Source organism: Brevundimonas sp. AC546, assembly GCF_979258305.1.
This window is the reverse complement of record NZ_OZ409849.1, coordinates 1,438,008-1,454,794: the sequence shown is the minus strand read 5'-3', so window position 1 is coordinate 1,454,794 and position 16,787 is coordinate 1,438,008. Positions and strand designations below refer to the sequence as shown.

Genomic DNA, 16,787 nt, shown 5'->3' with positions numbered 1-16,787 from the left:
CGATCGGTCCCGGCGACGGGAAGGACGCCCGCGCCCATCTGGACGCCATGAGCAACACCGACACCCCAAACCCGACGCCCGCCCCCGGTCCCTGGGATACTCGGCCCGAAACCGCCGCCATGCGCGAGGCGCCGGTCGAGCGCGCCGCTGTCGAGACCCCCGTCGAGAAGGACCAGAGTCTGGTCTGGGCGCTGCTGTCCACGGCCCTGATGGGCGGCTTTCTCTGGGCGATTACCCACAGCGTTATTGCGGCCGGGGCGGTTTTGATCGGCCTGTTCGTCCACGAAGCGGGACACGCCTTGGCGATGAACAAGCTCGGCATGGGGCCGGCGCGCATCTACATCATTCCGTTTTTGGGCGGACTGGCCCAAGCGCGGCGCGAACCCGACAGCGAATGGCACGGAGTGCTGGTGTCTCTCGCCGGCCCAGTGTTTGGGCTGTTGGCTATGATCCCCTTCGTCGGCGTTTGGATGGCGACAGGGCAGGGGGAGTGGTTGAGAGGCGCCTTCTTCATCGCCATGCTGAATCTGGTCAACCTGGTCCCAGCCCCGCCGTTGGACGGCTCCAAGGCGTTGGGACCGGTGCTGACCCAGGTGCATCCCCGGCTGGAACAGACCGTCTTGTTTGCAATTGGAGCGCTGGTGCTGTGGTGGAGCGTAACGACGGGGCGGCCATTTCTGGCGGTCTTTCTGGCTTTGTCGCTATTTCAGCATTACCGGCGCGGCGTCTGGCGCGCGGCTTGGGGCACGCTGAGCTGGTCCGAGGCGGGCAAGAGCCTGGGGCTTTATCTGCTGACCCTGGCGGTGTGCGCGGCGGCGGCCGTCGGCGCCCTGATGCCGATGACCGGCGGTGATCCAGCCGAGGCGGTGCGGCTGGGCCTGAACTATCTGGGAGTGCGCGGATGAACCGAACGCGGCATGACGGACCGTTGATCGTCGGCGCAGGCCTGGCGGGGCTGTCGGCCGCGCTGGAGGCGGCCAAAGCAGGGGCCAAGGTCTTGGTCGCGACGCCCGAGCCGTTGCTGAACGCTTGTTCGTCCGCCTGGGCGCAGGGGGGGATGGCGGCGGCCCTGACGGCGCAGGATTCAGCCGAACGCCATGCACGGGACACCGAGGCGGCGGGCGCAGGCCTGGTCGAGCCGGTCGCGGCGCGCGCCCTGACTGACGCCGGGCGCGAGACGGTGGAATGGCTGGCGGCTCTGGGCGCGCCGTTCGACCGGGATGCGGACGGCGGTTTTGTCGTCAGCCTGGAGGCGGCCCATTCCGTTCCCCGCGTTGCGCGGGTCGGCGGCGACGGCGCGGGACGGGCCATCCTGTCGGCCGTGGTCGCGGCCGTGCGGGCTGAGAAGCGGATTGAGGTGTGGGACGACGCGCGGCTGAAGGGTTTGGTACAGGAGGCCGACGGCCGTGTGGTCGGGGCAGTGGTCGTGCGCGGCGGGCGTCTGGTCGAGATCACGGCGACGGCGGTCGTGCTGGCCACCGGCGGTGCGGGCGGCCTCTTCGCGGCCACCACGACCCCGGCGGCGCTGAAGGGCGAGGGGATGGCCTTGGCCGCGCGAGCCGGCGCGGAAATCCTCGATCCCGAGTTCGTCCAGTTTCACCCCACCGCCATCGACGTGGGCCTGGACCCCGCGCCCTTGGCGACAGAGGCCTTGCGCGGCGAGGGCGCGCGGCTGATCGATGGGCAGGGCCGGTTCTTGCTGGGGGCCGACGACGACGCCGATTTGAAGCCGCGCGACGTGGTGGCGCGGGCGGTCCATGCCGCACGGGCCGAGGGGAGGGGCGCCTTCCTGGATGCGCGCACGGCCATCGGCGAGACCTTCCCGCACGAGTTTCCGGCCGTCTTCGCCGCCTGTATGCGCAGCGGTCTGGACCCGCGCATCAGCCCCATTCCGGTGATGGCGGCCTGCCACTATCACATGGGCGGGATCGCCGCCGACGCGGACGGACGCACCACGGTTCCGGGCCTCTATGCGGTCGGAGAATGCGCGGCGACGGGCGTGCACGGCGCCAACCGGCTGGCCTCCAACTCCCTGCTCGAAGCGGCGGCCTTTGGTCGGGGCGCAGGCGTGGCGGCGGCCCTGGAGACAGGGGGCTGCCGTCCTGCGCCGGTCGAGATAACGCCCGACCTGCCAGAGGCGGCGGTGGCCGAACTGCGGACCGCGATGACGGCTCATGCGGGCGTGGTGCGCGATGCGGCAGGGCTGTCGGCTCTGATCGCCCTAATCGACCGGCTGGAGGTCCAGCACGGACCGGCGGCCGTCCTGCTGGCGGCGCGGCTGATCGCCCAGGCGGCGCTTGATCGGCGCGAGAGCCGAGGCGGTCATTATCGTTCCGACTATCCTCAGACGGCGGCGCGCGCCGACCATACGCGGGTGCGGATCACGTGCCCGGCGGCGCTGGAGGCGGCGGAATGAGACGTAATCATCAATCCTCCCTCGCAGTGCGGGGGAGGATTTAATGCCTGTGATGCGCGCTCTTTCCGATGTCCTGATCGACCCCGTCGTGCGCATGGCTCTGGCCGAGGATCTGGGCCGGGCGGGCGACGTGACCGCCATGGCCTGCATCCCCGAGGGCGCGCGCATGAAAGCAGCGTTCGCAGCGCGCAAGCCGGGCGTGCTGGCGGGGATCGACTGTGTGCGGCTGGCGGTGCTGACCATGGACCCGAAGGCCTCGGTCGATCTGCGGCTGAGGGACGGCTACGCCTTTGACGCCGGCGCATTGCTGGCGGTGGTCGAGGCCGACGCCCGCGCCTTCCTCTCGGCCGAGCGGACGGCGCTGAACCTGGTCGGGCGGCTCAGCGGCGTGGCGACCCTGACGCGGACCTATGTCGATGCGGTCGCGGGAACGCGGGCGCGGATCGCGGATACGAGGAAGACCACGCCGGGCCTGCGCGCGCTGGAGAAGCACGCTGTGGCCTGTGGCGGCGGGATGAACCATCGCTTCGGTCTGGATGACGCCATCCTGATCAAGGACAACCACGTAGCGGTCTGCGGCGGGGTCGCCGAGGCCGTACGGCGGGCCAAGGCCTTCGCCCCGCACCTGATGAAGGTCGAGGTCGAGGTGGATGGGTTGGATCAGTTGGACGCCGTCCTGGCCCTGATCGACGACGGCGCGGCGCCCGACGTGATCATGCTGGACAACTTCAGCCTCGACGACCTCAGGGCCGCCGTGTCCCGCGTCGCCGGGCGGATCGTGCTGGAGGCCTCGGGTGGTGTCGATCTGACAACCGTTCGCGGCATCGCCGAGACCGGCGTCGACGTGATCTCGGTCGGCGCCCTGACCCATTCGGCGCCGGTGCTCGACATCGGCCTGGACGCGCTCTAGGCGCCAGACCCTCCAGACCTGGGCCGATCAGGCGGGGCTGGAGGCTGTTTCGACGATGTCGGTCTTGGCGGGGGCTTCGGCAGAACGCATGGGACGCGACGCCGGCTGGGCGTTGGCGGCGCGGGCGGCGGTCGGCGCCGGGGTCGTCGCGGCGGCCGGGCGTGGCGGCGTCGCCGGTTGGGCGGCCGGAGCCGGCAGGGATCGGCCTTCCTGCGCCAGCACCATCGTATAGGCCACGGCCTGTCCGGCCTGACGCGCGGTCTCGACCGGGTTGAGGCCGGCCTGGATCAGGCGCGGCTGTTCCGTCGGGGCCGAAGGCCGCGCCGCATAGGTGAAGGCGCCGCTGGAGCCCGAACGCCCGCCGAAGCGATAGAACAGATGGCTGCCGACCTGGCTGACCTGGATCAGCGACGACCGCCAGCCCGGCGCGACGGCGGTGGTGTGGAAGTGGGTGGCGTTGCCGACGCGGGCGAAGACCGCGCCGGACATGGCGTCCGACGCGACGGTGCGCGCGCGGTTCCAGGCGGCCTGGTTGACGCGACCGCGCATCACGCCCGAGCAGGTGAAGGAGAATTGGCAGCCGGTGCTGCGGGCCGCGCCCTGGAAGACGACGCCGCAGACGGTCTTGGGGAAGGCGGGGTGACGCACGCGGTTTAGGACCACCTGGGCGACGGCCTTCATGCCGTCGCCGCCTTCGCCGCGGGCTTCATAATAGACGGCCTGGGTCAGGCAATCGAGATCGCGGCTGGCGTCCAGGGCGTTGGCCATCTGGAAGGGGCGGGCGGCGGTCGGGGCGGTCAGGCTGGCGCGGCGCAGATTGGCGTCGCCGGGCGTACGCAGTTGTTCGAGACGGGCGGCCAGCAGTTCGGCCTGGCGGTCGCGCTGGGCCGAGCCGGCGCTGGTATAGGGATCGTGGCGACGCGCTATGGTCAGGGCGCTGGCGTCCAGACCGCCGGCGGCGGCGGCGAGCGCCTCTTCGGTGAAACCAGCAGCGGTCGCGCCCTGAATCCGCTCAGCCTGGGCGCGCAGCGTCGTCGCGCGCGCAGCCGTGCCGCCCAGATAGGCGCATCCGATCGCCAGTCCCACCAGACCGCCGAATGCTGCGGCGGCCGTCATGGGCTTGATCTTGGCCACACGATCGGCGCGCAGAAGGGCGCGCGTCTGCGAGGAATGCGACAACGAGGTAGTCCTGTTCAGCAGGGCGAGAAACGCGGCCCCCGGGGGTAGTCTTGCCGGCGAGGCGACTCTGCGGTCGCATTCCAGCCTGCAATTTCCGGCGCTCGGCTCAGTGGCCCGGGCGTCGAGGACGGGCCTTTAGCCAGCCTTTTATGGCCTCATTGTGTTCGATTCGCAATCCGATGGTTAAGGCGGCGAAACGACTAGATATTTTTCAGATGGTTGGCGGCTTGTGGCCGAAATCCGGCGCATCGGGCATAATCGAACTATCGAATACTGTATTCGGTTACACAGAATCTGCACGCAGATCGGCGTGTTGCGGTGCAGCGGACTAAAGGCGTTGTCTTGGTCTGTTCAAGATTGTGACAGCGCGCGAAATAGCTACTAAAGCGAAAGGCCGGAACCGCGATGGGGCGTTCGCGTTCAAGCTTGGCCTTTTGGAGAGAAGCACCATGACCCGAACCCTCATCCTGGCCGCCGCCGTGGCCTCTGCCCTGACCCTGGCCGCATGCGGCGCCACCGTCGAACAGAAAGCCGCCAGCGGCGCCATCGCCGGCGCCGTCGTGGGCGGCCCTGTGGGCGCCGCCGTCGGCGGCGCCGCTGGAACCGCCGTGGGTCAGGCGCAAAAGCCGAACTGACCCAAAGCCAGTCGCGCCGTTCGGATGGCGGCCCTTGCCATCGGGCGGGCGCGACCTACTTAGACAAGGCGTGTCGATGGCGACCCCGTCGCACGCCAAATGACGCGCAGGATCGATTTCCAGGGGGCGAACCTTGATTTTCGCCCGGTTATCGGCTTTGTGCGCCCCGCTTCGGGATGCGCGTTTTTCGCCGCCTGACCCCCGACGGCCGCCCCTGGCCGCTCACAAGGAACCCTGACGCTTTCGCATGAAAGATCTGAAGACCGGATTTTCCGACCGCATTACCGCCCAGCAGGACGCCAAGAAGGCGCTGCTCGCCAAATTCAAGCCGAAGGCCGCTGCGCCCGACCCCGAGTTCGATCGGCTGGCCGAGAAGCGCGCCGCCGAGAAGGAAGCCCTGCGTCAACAACACGAGCTGGCCAAGGCTGAACAGCGCCGTGAGAAGGCCGAGAAGGACGCCGCCCGCATGGCTGCCGACCTCGCCGCTCAGGAAGCGATCGACGCCGAGAAGCGCGCCGACCGCAAGGCGCGCAAGCAGTTGACGAAGGAAGAGCAGAAGGAAAAGCGCGACGCCCGTTACGCCGCGCGCAAGGCCCGCCGCTAGGCCACGGCTCCTGCTGAAAAGATCGACGCGTCGCAGCTCTGCGGCGCGTTTTTCTTTGGGCGTCAGGTCATCGGCGCGGCGCTCAGTCGCTCCAGCAGGGCGCGCAACTGGTCGGACGAATAGGGTTTGCGCAGCAGCGGCCAGGTCGTGTCGGCCAGCACCGCATCCACATCCTCGCCGACATAACCCGAGGTCAGGGCGATCCGCAGCTCCGGCCATTGGACCCCCGCTACGCGGGCCAGCTCCACCCCGCTCATGCCACCGGGCATGACCACATCGGTTAGCATGACGTCGAAGCCGTCCGCGTGCAGGAACTTCAGCGCGTCGTCGCCATTTTCGGCCCAATCGACCTCAAGCCCGAAGCCTTCCAGGATTTCCAGCGCCACGGCCGCCACGCCGGGATCATCCTCGACCAGTAACAACCGTCCGCCCTCGACCAGAGGGGCCTCGCCCCCTGACGCCGCGACCGGCGCCGCCACCGCATCCTCGACGGACAGGGGCGGCAGATAAAGGCAGATCTCGGCCCCCTGTCCCGCCTCCGATTCGATATGGACGCCGCCGCCCGACTGGCGCGCGAAGCCATAGACCTGGCTCAGGCCCAGGCCTGTGCCCTTGCCGACGCCCTTGGTGGTGAAGAAGGGTTCGAAGACCCGGTCCCGGATCTCGGGCGACATGCCCTCGCCATTGTCGGACACGGCGACGCAGACATAGTCGCCGGGCGGCAGTTCTGCGACATGGCCAGCCTCGACCGAGCAGGCCCGTGTCTGGACAGTGATCCGCGCGTGGCGGCTCTTTGCGCCCATCACGTCGCCCAGGGCGTCGCGGGCGTTGACGATCAGGTTCAGCAGCGCCGCCTCGAACTGGGCCGGGTCCACATTGGCGCGCGCGCCGCCGCGCTTCAGCTTCACCTTGAAGTCCACGGCCTCTCCCACGGCGCGACGCAGCAGGGGTTCGCTCTCGCGGATCAGAGCGTTCAGGTCGATCGGCTCGGGCCTCAGGGCCTGGCGCCGCGAGAAGGCCAGCAACTGGTGTGTCAGGCTCTCGCCACGCCGCGCCGCCGCCAGGGCCGCCTCGCCCAGCTTCTTGCGCTTGGCCGGATCCTCGCTGCGCAGGATGATGTCCAAGGCGCCGATCACCACGGTCAGCAGGTTGTTGAAATCGTGCGCCACCCCGCCCGTCAGGCGTCCGACCGCTTCCATCCGCTGGGCGTGAACCAGCTGGGCCTCGGCCTCGGCCTTTTCGATCAGGGCCTCGTCGACCCGCTCCGCCAGCAGTTCGTTGATGCGCTTCAGGTCGTCCTCGGCGCGTTTGGCGTCGGTCACATCCAGGCAGGCGCCGACATAGCCCTGGAACAGACCCGAGGCGTCGAAGCGCGGCACCCCTTCGGTGCGCAGCCAGCGGGGTCCCAGCGTGGGGTGGTTGACCCGCGTTAACGCCTCGAAGCGATCACGGGCCTCGAAGGCGCGCATGAAGGCGCCGACGAAGACGCCCTCGTCGTCGGGGTGGATCAGGCCGCGCCAGCTATCCGGCAGATGGCCGTCGGCCTCGACCCCGAAGAAAGTGCGATAGCGCCTGTTGGCGAACACCATCTGGGCGGCGTCGTCGCTCATCCAGATCAGGGCCGGCGCGCTGTCGGCGACGGTGCGGAAGCGGTTTTCGGACTCTTCCAGCCTGGCCTGGGCCGCGCGCATATCGGTCACGTCGAAGGCCACGCCGACGAAGCCGACGACTTCGGATCCGTTCAGCCGGGGCCGCGAGAAGGACTTCAGCCAGCGCCATTCGCCGTCATGCCGGCGATAGCGGGCTTCCAGGGAGAAGGGCTCCCGGGTCTCTTCGCCCGACATGGACTCCGCCAGGATACGGGCGTGATCGTCGGGATGCAGGACATCCCGCCAGTCCAGGGTGCGCACCGTCTCATAGTCAGAGCCGTAGAAATCGACATAGGCCTGGTTGACGAAGGCGCGGGCGCGATCCTGCTGCGTGACCCAGATCAGGACCGGCGCCGTATCGGCGATGGCGCGGAAACGCTGCTCGCTCTCGCGGGTCTCGGTCTCGGCGCGGGCGCGCTCGACCTCGGCCCAGGTGCGAGCCGCGACCTCCTCGACCAGATCGACCTGGGCCTCGGTCCACAGGCGCGGCGTCGAGGAATGGACATAGAGAAAGGCGCGCAGACGCCCGCCACGGATCAACGGAGCGCGAATCAGGGCGCGGGTCTGGATGGCGTCGAAGGCGTCCGCGACGGCGGCGGTGCGCGAGTCCTCGCGGACATCTTCGATCTGGATCGTGCGGCCTTCCGCCAAATCCGTGATCAGGCCCTCGCCAAAGGCGTTCAGGCTGAACTGGCCCTGGGCGCTGGCGACGCCGGCGGTCCAGTCTCGGCTCATGGAGACCAAGCCGGCCGCCTGATCGACCTCGCCATAGCCGACCCGGTCGGCGTCCAGCAGGGCCCCCAGGGCGCCCTCGACCTCGGCCATGATCTCTTCGGGATCGGTCAGGTCGCGCAGGCGGTCGCTGAGATCCAGCAGAAACGCCTGGCGACGTTCGGCGCGCGCGGCGGCGTCCAGCGCCTCGCGTGCCTCGGTGACATCGAACGAGATGCCCGCATAGCCCAGGAAGACGCCCTGGCCGTCGAAGCGCGGTCGCACGATCGCTCGCATCCAGCGCCAGACGCCGTCCTGCCCCTTGATCCGCGCCTCTATCTGATAGGGTTGGCGATCGGCCAGCGCCGCTTCTTCGGTCGCCTTGACCTTCTCCAGGTCATCCGGGTGCACCGCGGCCTTCCAGCCGCCGTCGCGCAAGTTCTTCACGGTCAGGCCGTGCAGGGCGAAGACCGCCGCATTGACGAACTCGAACTCGCCGTTCGCATCCAGCAGCCAGATCGGCGACGGCGCGGTGTCGGCCAGCAGGCGAAACCGCGTCTCGCTCTCACTCAGCCGAGACAGCGTGTTGCGCAACGAGGCGCCGATGAAGGCAATGAATAGACCCACCACGACGAAGTTCGCGGTGGCGACCCAGCCGATGGCGCTGAGGATTCCGTCCTTGCCGGTCGTCGTCAGCCCGACGACGGCCCATCCGCCTGCGGTGCAGAAGACCAGGGCGGTCAGGGCGCCGGTCCACCCGCCCGCCAGCGCCGCCAAACTGACCGCCGGCAACAGAATGGCGAAGCCCGTCACCTCGCCGTAAAGAGTGGAGGCGGCGGCGCGAACGATCAGACCCGCAAGCGCGAATCCCACGCCGATCATCACGCGCGTCAGCGGCGATCGGGCTGACAAACGCGCAAGCTGGAGCAGCCATCGATCCCTGCTTGCGATGCGCCGTGCGGCCGCGCCTTCGCTCATCCTGTTCCGCTTCCCCGGCCGAGTTGTGATCTCGCGACGTTGGAACGCAGCATTACATCTTGCGTTTCGAGCGACCACCCCTGTCGCGCAGCCGGGGTCGCGATACCGACGGTCGGATTGCCGGAAAATGGCCTATAAGTCCGAATAGATGCGCGGTCTCAGCGAGAGGCGATTGCGCTGATCGCGGCTGTGGACGGTGAATGACCCTGTTGCCATGGAAGACGATGTGGAAGGCGCTGCGGCGTTCGGCGGCGGCTCTGCCTGCGGCCGGCGCGGTGCTGGGTGTCGCCATGGCGGCGGGGTCCAGCGTGCGTCCGGACGTCAACCGAACCGCCGAGGCGGTGTCGCGCATCACCGGCGGCGATCTGGGCGAGGGCGGACTGGCGGCGATCAAGGGTCGCCTGACTCCCTCGCAACTGGCCACGGCCAGGCGTCATGACCCCAATCTGTTGCAGCCGGCCCTCTATGGGCTGACGCCGGGCTGGGAAAGCCTGACCTTGGCGGGCAAGCCCGGCCTGGAACCGGGCAAGAGCGGGCTGGAAGCTCAGCGGTTGAATGCGGCCATGGCCCCGGCGTCCGGCGCGCTGCGTCCTGCAATGCCTTTCGTGTTCAAGGGCAGCGCCGACGACCGTCGTCGCGCCCTGCGCTGCCTGACCCAGGCCGTCTATTTCGAGGCGGCGCTGGAGCCGGATAACGGCCAAGCCGGCGTGGCCCAGGTGGTGCTGAACCGGGTGCGCGATCCCAACTACGCCAACACCGTCTGCGGCGTGGTGTTCGAGGGCGCCGAGCGGACCACGGGCTGCCAGTTCAGCTTCACCTGCGACGGCTCGCTGGCCCAGGCGCCGGTTGGCTGGGCTTGGGAACGCGCGCGCAAGGTCGCGGAAAAGGCGCTGAACGGCGAGGTCGCCCAGCAAGTCGGCACCGCCACCCACTATCACGCCGACTATGTGCATCCCTGGTGGGCGCCGACGGTGGCCAAGGTGACGCAGATCGGCGCGCACATCTTCTATCGGTGGAAGGGCGTCTATGGCGAGACCGCCGCCTTCCGCAAAGTCTACAACGGCCGCGAGCCGGTCATCGACGAGGCGCGCTTCTCGCGGCCCCGCATCGCCATCGCCGCCGGCGCCGCGACCGGCGGCCCCGACCCCGACGCCTTGGCCAAGGACGCGCCCCTGCGCACCGTCGAGGTCGATGGTCAGCAGCGTGTCGTGGGGGTAGTCAGCCTGGGTGGACGCCGCCTGCCGACGCGTGACGAGGTCGCCGCCATCAACGCCCGCCTGACCGCGCTGGAACGTCCGTCGCCGCCGAAGGCCCCGACGCCCGCACCCGCTGGCGTCACCACGATGGATGTGGAAGAAGTCGGCCGCCCGGCGAACTGACGTCGCCATGCAACGCGCCGACAGGCTGTGCATTGATGTCGGCCCGAACATAACCGGTTCTAAGAGGACGCCTGCTTGACCCACCCCGAAGTCGATTGTCCTAGGTGGGACGAAGCCCAACGTATTCAGGCTCTGCGCAGCTACGGCATCCTCGATACGGACCGAGAGGCGGCTTTCGACGACGTGGTCGCTCTGATTGCGCGAATCTGCGAGGCGCCGATCGCGGTCGTCAACCTGATCGACAATGATCGCCAATGGTTCAAGGCCGAGACGGGCCTCGGCGTGCGCGAGACGCCGCTGGCGACCTCCTTCTGCGCTAAAGCCTTGTTGCAGCAGGACGGAATGGTCGTGCCGGACGCGACCCTGGACGACCGGTTCAACTGCAATCCCCTGGTCACCGCGGCGCCGCATCTGCAATTCTATGCCGGTCGACTGCTGAAGACGAAGGACGGCCTGCCGCTGGGCACCCTGTGCGTCCTTGATACCGAGCCGCGTCCCGAGGGGCTGACCGAGTTGCAGGAGATGGCGCTGAACACTCTGGCGGGCCAGGTGATGAGCCAGCTCGAACTGCGTCGCGCCCTGTTGCAGCGCGATCGCAGCGACCAGACGGCGCGTTTGGCGGTTGAGGCGTCGGCCTATGTCGGCGCCTGGGACTGGGACATCCTGCTGGACCGCGTGGTCTCCGACGACCACTTCGCCCAGATGTACGGGGTCGATCCCGAGGTTGCGCGTCTCGGCGCGCCGATCGCGACCTTCACCGCCCACGTCCATCCCGACGACGCCGAGGCGTTGGGCGTCGAAATCGAGCGCGCCATGTCGAGCGACGGCGCCTTCGTCAGCGAATATCGCGTGCTCGGCGACGAGGACATCCGTTGGGTTCTGGCGCGCGGCCAGGTCTATTTCGATGCGGACGGGACGCCGGTGCGGCTGCCCGGCATCGCGGTGGACATCACCGAGCGCAAGAGGATCGAAACCCATCTGGCCGAAACGGCGCGTGCGCTGAGCGAGAGCGAGAGCCGCTTCCGCGTTCTGGCCGACGCCATGCCGCAGATGGTCTGGTCGACCCTGCCCGACGGGTTCCACGATTACTACAACGCGCGCTGGTACGAGTTCACGGGCGTCCCCGCAGGCTCGACCGACGGCGAGGGCTGGAACGACATGTTCCATGCCGACGACCAGGACCGCGCCTGGAAAGTCTGGCGACATTCGCTGGAAACCGGCGAGCCCTATGAGATCGAATACCGGCTGAAGCACCATTCCGGCGCATATCGCTGGACGCTGGGGCGGGCGTTGGCGATCCGTGACGACCGGGGTGACATTACCCGCTGGTTCGGCACCCTGACCGACATCGACGAGCTGAAGAAGCTGGAGCAGGGCCGCGAGCTGGTCAGCCAGGAGCTGAGCCACCGGATCAAGAACATCTTCGCGGTGATCACGGCCCTGGTCGCCCTGTCGGCGCGCCAGTACCCCGAGGCCAAGGCGTTTTCCGCCTCCTTGCGCACCCGGATCGCCGCACTGGCCCGCGCGCACGAGTTCGTGCGGCCGCACACCGAGACATCCAAGACCACCATCGGCGCGACGACCCTGCATTCCTTCCTGTCGGATCTGTTCAGGGCCTATGCCGACGAAACGGGTAGGCCGCGCGTCCGGATCGAGGGCGACGACGCCGTGTTCGACGATCAGGCGGCGACCTCTGTGGCGCTGCTGTTCCACGAACTGGCGACCAATGCGGCCAAGTACGGCGCCCTGTCGGAGAAGGGCGGCATGATCGCCCTCCTCACCGCACGTGACGAGGACCGTTTCGTCCTGACCTGGACCGAAACCGGTGGACCTGCCGTGCCGGGCGAGCCTGAGCGAACTGGCTTTGGTTCCTCCCTGGCCACCTTGTCGGTGCAAGGCCAACTGGGCGGACGGCTGGACCGTGAATGGCGGCCTGAGGGTTTGAAGATCGTCGTCGATCTGCCGGCAACAGCCCTTTCGCGGCGGCGAGCCGCAAATGATCTTAGAAATTAGAGATATGTTGAAACCTATTGGGTCAACTCGCGTTCTGTACGCTCCCGAGCACAAGCCTTAACCCATGACCGCGCGTATCCTCATCATCGAAGACGAAGCCCTGGTTGCGATGGAGCTACGTTTCGTACTGGAAGATCTGGGATATGACGTCCTGGGCGTCGCCGCGACCGCAAAGGCCGCGCGCGATCTGGTGCGCGAGAATGACGTGGACCTGGCGCTGGTCGATATCCACCTGTCCGATGGCCCCACGGGCATCAACCTGGGTCGCGAGCTGGGCCAGGATATGGGTGTGTCGGTGCTGTTCATGACGGCCAACCCCGGGATGGTGCGCGACGGCGTCGCCGGCACAATCGGCGTGCTGTCAAAGCCCACCGACGAGCATGCGGTCCAGACGGCCGTGGACTACGCCCTGCGCCGTCGCCAGGGCGAGCCGGTCGAATACGCGCCGCCAGGTCTTCAACTCTTCGCTTAACCGCTTGCGACGCGGTTGCGGTCGCTGCGATGCGGCATATGTCGAGGGCTCCCCACGAGGAGACCTCCCATGACCATCCTGACTAAACGCAAGCTCGGCTCCAGCGGCCTCGAGATTGCGCCGCTCGTATTCGGCGGCAACGTATTCGGCTGGACGGCCGACGAGGCGACGTCGTTCGCCCTGCTGGACGCTTTCGTCGAAGCCGGGTTCGACGCCATCGACACCGCCGACGCCTATTCCCGCTGGCTTCCCGGCCATTCGGGCGGCGAGAGCGAGGTCATCATCGGCAAATGGCTGAAGGCGCGCGGTCGGCGCGACGACGTCAAGATCCTGACCAAGGTCGGGTCGGACATGGGCCAGGGCCACAACGACCTGTCGCCGGGATGGATCGAGACGGCGGTCGAGGCGTCGCTGCGCCGGCTCCTGACCGACTATATCGACCTGTATCAGACCCACTGGCCCGATCCCAAGACGCCGCAGGAAGAGACGCTTCGCACGCTCGACAAGCTGGTGAAGGCCGGCAAGGTGCGCGCCATCGGCACGTCGAACCATTCGGCCGAACAGGTGAGCGAGGCGCTGGCGATCTCGGACCGCGAAGGCCTGGCCGCCTATGCGACGATCCAGCCGCACTACAACCTCTACAGCCGCGACACCTTCGAGGGTGGGTTGCAGGAGCTGGCGGTCGAACGGGGCCTGGGCGTCATCACCTATTTCAGTCTGGAAAGCGGCTTCCTGACCGGCAAATACAAGACCGTCGATCAGATCGCCGGGACCAAGCGCGAGGGGATGCTGAAGGACAAGTTCGACGAGCGGGGCGTGCGCATCCTGGCCGTCCTGGACGCCGTGGCCCAGAAGAACGAAGCCACCTCGGCCCAGGTCGCCCTGGCCTGGCTGCTGGCCCAGCCCGGCGTGACCGCACCCATCGTCAGCGCGACCTCCACCGAACAGCTGGCCGACACGCTGAAGGCGGCGACCCTGACGCTCTCGGAGGAGGATGTGGCGGAATTGACGGAGGCGTCGGCCTATTAATCAGGCTCCTGCTCCATTCGATCCCGTCATCCTCGGGCTTGTCCCGAGGATCCATACGCCCGGTGTCGAAAGCGTGCGCACCGTCTTCAACGGAGTCTATGGATCCTAGGCACAAGGCCTAAGATGACGGGCTTATAGGGTCGGGGTCACCAGACCCCGATCTTCTCCGCCTCGGCGTGGCTGATGGGGTGGTGGGCCTTGGCGTGGTCTTCCTCGGCGAGGAAGCGGCTGACTTCGAGGGCGGCCATGCAGCCCATGCCGGCGGCGGTGACAGCCTGGCGATAGACGTCGTCGGTGACGTCGCCGGCGGCCCAGACGCCCTCGATCTCGGTCGAGGCGGCGCCGGGCTTGACCCGCAGATAGCCGCCGGAGTTGGTCTCCAGCTGGCCCTTGAACAGTTCGGACGACGGGGCGTGGCCGATGGCGATGAAGACGCCGTCGGCGGGGATTTCCCGGGTCGAGCCGTCCTGGACGTTCTTGAGCCGGACGCCGGTGACGTTCCTGGCGATGCCGTCCACCACGCCGACGACCTCCTCGACCGCCACGTTCCAGATTACCTCGATCTTGGGGTGGGCGAACAGGCGGTCCTGAAGGATCTTCTCGGCGCGGAACTCGTCCTTGCGGTGGATGACCGTGACCTTGGAGGCGAAGTTGGTCAGGAACAGCGCCTCTTCGACGGCCGTGTTGCCGCCGCCGACGACCACGACCTCCTTGCCGCGATAGAAGAAGCCGTCGCAGGTGGCGCAGGCCGAGACGCCGAAGCCCTGATAGGCGGCCTCGCTCTCCAGCCCCAGCCACTTGGCCTGGGCGCCGGTGGAGATGATGATGGTCTCGGCCAGGATCTCGTCGCCGCCGTCCAGCTTGAGCTTGAACGGGCGTTGCGACAGGTCGGCGGAGACGACGATGTCGTGGATAACCTCGGTCCCGACGTGCAGGGCCTGGGCCTGCATCTGCTCCATCAGCCACGGGCCCTGGATGGTGTCGGCGAAGCCGGGATAGTTCTCGACGTCGGTGGTGATGGTCAGCTGGCCGCCGGGCTGGATGCCGGCGATGACGACGGGGTTCAGCGAGGCGCGGGCGGCGTAGATGGCGGCGGTCCAGCCAGCGGGGCCGGAACCGATGATGGCGACGCGAACGGTACGAGCTTGGGTCATGGCCCCTATTTAGGCAGTGATTCCCGTTTGCGCGATGCTAGTCTCGCCTGACGAGAAGGGGGAGATGGGGATGACGAACAAGGGCGCGGCCTTTTTGCCGATCGGAATCGGCATGGGCGTATCGATGGGGGTGGCGCTCGGCGTCGCGCTGGACAACATCGGCCTGGGTCTCGCCCTGGGCACGGCCATCGGCTCGGGCCTTGGCGTGGCGCTGATGGGGGCGGTGAATGCCAACACCAAGACGAAGAAGGGCGATGGGTCGGACGGTAGCGGCGGCACGGTCATTCCGCCCTCAGACACGCATCACCAGGGCGGCCATGACGGGGGCTCGGACGGGGGCGGCGATGGCGGCGGTGGGGGCGACTGAACGCCACTCTAATTTTTTGAGTGCACTTTAGTGCAGATTTCTGCGAATCATTCTTAGGGCGTCTCCCATTCTAGGAATGCACGCTAGGTCACGCTTGCGTCAGGATCGGACGTGGGTGAGGGCGCCGATGTCCTCTTTCGTCATCCTCCGGCAAGCCGATTGCGGCGCAGGCCGGGGGAGCCAGCGGCGCCGAAGGCGATGCGTCCGCTGCGAACTGTTGGACGTTTGCTTCGCGACAGGTTCGCGCTTACGCGCGCCGCCGTATCCCCCGGTCGCTGCGCGCCGGAGGATGACGAAAAACGAGATTATCGCGCCCGCATAGCCTCCAGCACCGCACGCGCCGCGCGGTCGGTTTCGGCCAGAGGGTCGTAGGTCCAACTCTCCAGCGTGCCATCGAACGGGCGGGTCGCGCCGCGTGACTGAAGGTCGTCGTGCAGGCGGGCGAACTTGTCGCCGGACTTCAGCGGGATCATCGGCAGAACGTGGACCGGCTTGCCGGTCGAGGCGGCCTCGGCAGCCATGTTGGCGCTGTCCTCGGTGACCAGCACGTGGTCGGCGAAATGCAGGAAGCCGAACAGGGGGTTGTCGCCAGCGCCGTCCCAGATCCAGCCGGGCAGGTCCGACAGGCGAGCGGTCATGATCGCCTTGGCCTCGTCCGGCGTGCGGCGCGAGAAGGTCAGCATCAGCGAGCCGCCCGACGCCCGCACGGCGTCCGCGATCTGATCCGCCAGGTCCGCCGCGTGCGCCTCGGGCAGGTCGAAGGCCCTGGACTTGCCGCCGATCAGCACGGCGACGCGCGGATGGGGCAGGGGGGCGATGCGGTCGGCGAAGGCGGGCGCGGCCTCGGCGATCCGCTGCGGCGTGATGCGGTGAGGCGAGCCGGTGATCTCGAAGACATTGTCGCCCGACAAGTCGTCATGGGCGGGGGACACGATCAGGTCGTAGCGATCGTTGGCCCAGCGCGGATCCTGGGTCTGGACGACAAAGGTCTTCCCGCCGCTCCAGGCCTTGGCGCGGGTCGAGAGGGGTAAGGTGGAGCGGCCGGTGGCGATCCACAGGTCGGGCCATGGGGCGGTCAACGGCGCGGACGCCAGCATGGCCGGGGTCTTCAACGCCGAAGGCAGGCGGTCGAACAGCGTCCGCCAGCGGATGTGTTTTATCGCGATCTCGGCCGGGGTCAGGCGCTGAACGGCCTCGGCGAGGCCCAGCGCCTGGTTCTCGATGCCGGCGCGGCCGTCGGAGACGACCCAGAGGGAGAGGGGGCGCGCTGACGCAGCCCCCGCCGCCATCG

14 protein-coding genes are annotated in these 16,787 nt (G+C 68.1%); 10 read left to right on the top strand and 4 right to left on the bottom strand.

All coding sequences use genetic code 11. The features are described 5' to 3' along the window. The first annotated feature begins 47 nt into the window (after window positions 1-47). From ACZZZD_RS07210 to nadC, 3 genes are read left to right on the top strand one after another with little or no spacing between them, the layout of a single operon-like run. A complete protein-coding gene (locus tag ACZZZD_RS07210; protein ID WP_463433888.1) occupies window positions 48-905 on the top strand; it encodes a metalloprotease in 858 nt (285 codons plus the stop codon). Beyond that, complete coding sequence (locus ACZZZD_RS07205) at window positions 902-2,416, top strand: L-aspartate oxidase (protein WP_463433887.1); 1,515 nt, start codon at window positions 902-904, stop codon at window positions 2,414-2,416. The genes ACZZZD_RS07210 and ACZZZD_RS07205 overlap by 4 nt, the downstream gene beginning before the upstream one ends. Window positions 2,417-2,459: 43 nt before the next feature. Then, a complete protein-coding gene (gene nadC / locus ACZZZD_RS07200) occupies window positions 2,460-3,326 on the top strand; it encodes a carboxylating nicotinate-nucleotide diphosphorylase (RefSeq protein ID WP_463433886.1) in 867 nt (288 codons plus the stop codon). A gap of 27 nt (window positions 3,327-3,353) precedes the next feature. Here the strand turns inward: nadC and ACZZZD_RS07195 are convergent, their stop codons facing one another. Beyond that, a complete protein-coding gene (locus tag ACZZZD_RS07195; RefSeq protein WP_463433885.1) occupies window positions 3,354-4,505 on the bottom strand; it encodes a cell wall hydrolase in 1,152 nt (383 codons plus the stop codon). Between the two features lie 449 nt (window positions 4,506-4,954). On the opposite strand from ACZZZD_RS07195, the gene ACZZZD_RS07190 reads away from it, so the two are divergent. Both ACZZZD_RS07190 and ACZZZD_RS07185 read left to right on the top strand, forming a co-directional pair. After that, window positions 4,955-5,140, top strand: coding sequence for a hypothetical protein (locus tag ACZZZD_RS07190; RefSeq protein ID WP_463433884.1), 186 nt, complete (start codon window positions 4,955-4,957; stop codon window positions 5,138-5,140). A 247-nt stretch (window positions 5,141-5,387) separates the two neighbouring features. After that, on the top strand, window positions 5,388-5,744 hold the full coding sequence (locus ACZZZD_RS07185; RefSeq protein ID WP_463433883.1) for a DUF6481 family protein: 357 nt from the start codon (window positions 5,388-5,390) through the stop codon (window positions 5,742-5,744). Window positions 5,745-5,806: 62 nt separating this feature from the next. Here the strand turns inward: ACZZZD_RS07185 and ACZZZD_RS07180 are convergent, their stop codons facing one another. After that, entirely contained in the window at window positions 5,807-8,986 is a 3,180-nt protein-coding gene (locus ACZZZD_RS07180) for a PAS domain S-box protein (RefSeq protein WP_463433882.1), read from the bottom strand. A 296-nt stretch (window positions 8,987-9,282) separates the two neighbouring features. On the opposite strand from ACZZZD_RS07180, the gene ACZZZD_RS07175 reads away from it, so the two are divergent. The 4 genes from ACZZZD_RS07175 (at window position 9,283) to ACZZZD_RS07160 (ending at window position 13,975) form a co-directional block, all read left to right on the top strand. Next, window positions 9,283-10,461 carry a cell wall hydrolase gene (locus ACZZZD_RS07175; protein ID WP_463433881.1) on the top strand — a complete coding sequence of 393 codons (1,179 nt, stop codon included), beginning with the start codon at window positions 9,283-9,285 and terminating at the stop codon, window positions 10,459-10,461. Window positions 10,462-10,536: 75 nt separating this feature from the next. Then, on the top strand, window positions 10,537-12,474 hold the full coding sequence (locus ACZZZD_RS07170; protein ID WP_463433880.1) for a PAS domain-containing protein: 1,938 nt from the start codon (window positions 10,537-10,539) through the stop codon (window positions 12,472-12,474). Between the two features lie 64 nt (window positions 12,475-12,538). Then, window positions 12,539-12,946 (top strand): response regulator, encoded by a 408-nt coding sequence (locus ACZZZD_RS07165; RefSeq protein WP_463433879.1) that lies wholly within the window; start codon window positions 12,539-12,541, stop codon window positions 12,944-12,946. A gap of 69 nt (window positions 12,947-13,015) precedes the next feature. Next, window positions 13,016-13,975 carry an aldo/keto reductase gene (locus ACZZZD_RS07160; RefSeq protein WP_463433878.1) on the top strand — a complete coding sequence of 320 codons (960 nt, stop codon included), beginning with the start codon at window positions 13,016-13,018 and terminating at the stop codon, window positions 13,973-13,975. Between the two features lie 146 nt (window positions 13,976-14,121). Here ACZZZD_RS07160 and trxB read toward each other — a convergent pair whose 3' ends face one another. Then, window positions 14,122-15,129 (bottom strand): thioredoxin-disulfide reductase, encoded by a 1,008-nt coding sequence (trxB, locus tag ACZZZD_RS07155; RefSeq protein ID WP_463433877.1) that lies wholly within the window; start codon window positions 15,127-15,129, stop codon window positions 14,122-14,124. Window positions 15,130-15,199: 70 nt separating this feature from the next. Between trxB and ACZZZD_RS07150 the strand changes: the two genes are divergently transcribed. Next, entirely contained in the window at window positions 15,200-15,496 is a 297-nt protein-coding gene (locus ACZZZD_RS07150) for a hypothetical protein (protein WP_463433876.1), read from the top strand. 305 nt (window positions 15,497-15,801) lie between these two features. Here the strand turns inward: ACZZZD_RS07150 and ACZZZD_RS07145 are convergent, their stop codons facing one another. After that, window positions 15,802-16,785 carry a mitochondrial fission ELM1 family protein gene (locus ACZZZD_RS07145; protein ID WP_463433875.1) on the bottom strand — a complete coding sequence of 328 codons (984 nt, stop codon included), beginning with the start codon at window positions 16,783-16,785 and terminating at the stop codon, window positions 15,802-15,804. Window positions 16,786-16,787 lie beyond the last annotated feature (2 nt).